Annotated in this window: 4 protein-coding genes; all 4 read left to right on the top strand. The window is 34.7% G+C overall.

What is annotated here, in order from left to right:
* On the top strand, positions 1-568 hold a 568-nt coding region (gene pseF, locus EA412_10570; GenBank protein TVR77632.1), incomplete at its 5' end, for a pseudaminic acid cytidylyltransferase.
* Entirely contained in the window at positions 558-1550 is a 993-nt protein-coding gene (gene pseG / locus EA412_10565) for a UDP-2,4-diacetamido-2,4,6-trideoxy-beta-L-altropyranose hydrolase (protein ID TVR77631.1), read from the top strand. The genes pseF and pseG, both read left to right, overlap by 11 nt.
* A gap of 119 nt (positions 1551-1669) precedes the next feature.
* Entirely contained in the window at positions 1670-2197 is a 528-nt protein-coding gene (locus tag EA412_10560; protein ID TVR77630.1) for an N-acetyltransferase, read from the top strand.
* Positions 2179-2516, top strand: a 338-nt coding sequence (locus tag EA412_10555; protein TVR77629.1) for a GNAT family N-acetyltransferase, incomplete at its 3' end; no start/stop codon positions are given. The genes EA412_10560 and EA412_10555, both read left to right, overlap by 19 nt.

Genomic DNA, 2516 nt, shown 5'->3' with positions numbered 1-2516 from the left:
TTTGTTTGAAGAAGTAATGGTTTCGACCGATGACAAGGAAATTGCAGAAATTGCAATACAATACGGAGCCAAGGTACCCTTTATGCGAAGCGCAGAAACGGCCAATGACCAGGCTTCAACAATGGCTGTCATCCTCGAGGTTATTGCTGATTATGAAAGGCAGAAAAACAGCATGTTTGAAAAGATTTGTTGCATTTATCCAACTGCACCACTCATTAAAGCAGAACATTTTAAAGCCGGGTATGAATTACTTAATAAAAAAGGATATTATTCCGTTTTTCCAGTCGTCTCTTTTAGTTACCCAATTTGGCGGGGCCTAAAACTTGAAGAAAGAGAGAAAATAAAAATGATATGGCCAGAATTTCAGAATTCGCGCTCACAAGATCTGGAAAAAGCATACCATGATGCAGGCCAATGGTATTGGTTTAATTCTCAGAAAATCAACAACAACCTTTTCATCGAAAACACCGGGGCCATAATCCTTGACGAAATGGAAGTGCAGGATATCGACCATTTATCGGATTGGAAATTGGCTGAAATGAAATACCGGGCAATGCATGAAGACTAAAGTTATCATACGCGCTGATGGCGGTCCGCAAATTGGTCTGGGCCATTTGGTCAGGTGTTCTGCCCTGGCACATATGTTGAAGGATGATTTCAGCATTTCCTTTTTTTGTAAGGAAATTCCTGAAAACCTTCAGGACGAATTTCAGCAAAATGGTTATTTTGTAGTAATAATCGACCACGAAGATCAATTTTTTTCTCAAATAAGCGGGGAAAGCATTGTGGTGTTGGATGGTTATGGTTTTGACACTGATTATCAACAAAGAATCAAAGTTTCCGGTGCCAGATTGGTTTGTATTGATAGTATTCATGACAGGGGATTTCTGGCTGATTTGATAATCAGTCACGCTCCGGGCATAACTTCTGATGATTATAAGGCACAACCTTACACAAGATTTGCACTGGGAATTAAATATGCCCTTCTGAGACCCTCTTTCCTTGAGCAAGTAAACAAGACAAGAATTCTAACAAAGATCGAAAACGTATTTATTTGTTTTGGTGGTGCTGATCCATTAAATATTACTGAAAAAGTACTTCAGGTTATTTCTGGTATCGAACGCTTTAAGAAGATTATTGTTATAACAGGTACTGAATATTCATCAATGCAAAAATTGAGAGAATTAACATCCAAAGATAGTAGAATTATACACAGGAGTTCATTAAACGAACAAGAGATGTTTTCTGCTATCCATGAATCAGATATTGCAGTGGTGCCGGCAAGTGGAATTCTCCTGGAAGTCTTATCTGTAGGTTTACCTGCAATAACCGGATACTATGTTACCGATCAAAAAAAGCCGGCCTTAAATTTTTCAAAATTGGGATTAGCATATAATATCGGGGATTTCAGGGCAGATATTAAGGATGATCTAATCGGTATTTTAAACTCTCTTACTATCGGGAAGGCACAAAAAATGGTTGATATCCAAAAACAGAATCTCAAAGGATCAACCTATAACATACGAAATCTTTTTATGGATTTCAAGTAACAATTAACTTAACTAATGGTGTTTATTTGTTCGAAATTCTCCATGCTTATATGGTTAAATTTTGAATAGATAACTTTCAGATAACCGCCGTTTGAGATTAAACAAACATATAAAGTAATATGATATTACGCAAAGTATCATTTGAGGATTGGGAAATTCTTCTTGATTGGAGGAATGACATAGATACCAGAAAAAATTCTCATCATATGGAATTAGTTAAAGAGGAGAATCATAAAGAATGGCTCCATTCTAAATTAGCAAATGAAAACTGTAAATTATTTATTGCAATTGAAAATGAAATTCCGGTTGGTACTGTTAGAGCGGAATTTGACAAGCAAAATTCTGAATATGAATTATTCTGGACAGTATCACCAGATTTTCGTGGTAAGGGAATTGGGAAAATAATGGTCAAATTACTTGCTGATAAATTACAAGCAAAAGTCAGAGCAGAGATTAAAATCGGAAATATTGCTTCAATAAAAATTGCTGAATATACAGGAATGAAATTATTGAAAGAGGAAAATGGTATCTTGCATTATTCAAAACTCATTTTTGAGAAGCAAAACTCTCACTGTTTAAAGAATAAAAATCTATTTAGAAAATGTATAAGTTTAAGAATTTTGTTGATATGGATTCAGAAGAAGTAAGCTTAGTATGGAGGTGGCGAAATAATCCGGATATAAGGAAATGGAGTTATACTACGAAAGAAAACAGTCTGGATGATCATATAAATTTTATTGAATCACTAAGATCCGGTAATTATAAAAAATATTTTCTGGTGCAAAGAAGTGGCACTCCGGTAGCGGTGTTTTCACTTGTAAACATTAAGAAAAAAACTGCAGAGTTAGGATTATACATTGGACCTTCATTTCATTTGAAATTTTTTAGCACTGAAATTTTTTACAATATCTTGCTGTTTGTATTTGAAGAAATAAAGATCAGGGAATTATATGGATATGTAAAGAT

The organism is Chitinophagaceae bacterium (assembly GCA_007695095.1).
Lineage (GTDB): Bacteria > Bacteroidota > Bacteroidia > Chitinophagales > REEL01 > REEL01.
The sequence above is the reverse complement of the archived record's forward strand: the minus strand, read 5'-3'. Positions and strand labels throughout refer to the sequence as shown.